This is a genomic window from Salmonella sp. SAL4457 (assembly GCF_046548235.1).
GTDB classification, from domain to species: Bacteria; Pseudomonadota; Gammaproteobacteria; order Enterobacterales; family Enterobacteriaceae; genus Salmonella; species Salmonella enterica.
Genome location: NZ_JBGDZO010001198.1, coordinates 1 through 242 on the forward strand (window position 1 = coordinate 1; position 242 = coordinate 242).

Sequence of the window (242 nt, forward strand, 5' to 3'; positions counted from 1 at the left end):
GATGGGACTGACCGCCTCGGCCGTCAGCCGGACCCTCTCGCGCCTCGAGCACAAGCTCGGCACCACCCTGCTCAACCGCACCACCCGGCGCATGGAGCTGACCGAGGAAGGCCGCTACTTCCTCGACCAGGCACGGCAGATCCTGCAGCAGATGGAGGCGCTCGAGGAACGCCTGGCCCTGCGCCGGCAGAGCCCCGCCGGGCGCCTGCGGATCAACGCCGCCTCGCCCTTCATGCTGCACG

The 242-nt window shown here is 71.1% G+C and carries 1 protein-coding gene; it reads left to right on the forward strand.

Annotation, left to right across the window (positions count from 1 at the left end):
• Positions 1 to 242, forward strand: a 242-nt coding sequence (locus ACLJNW_RS27990) for a LysR family transcriptional regulator (RefSeq protein WP_410961869.1), incomplete at both ends; no start/stop codon positions are given.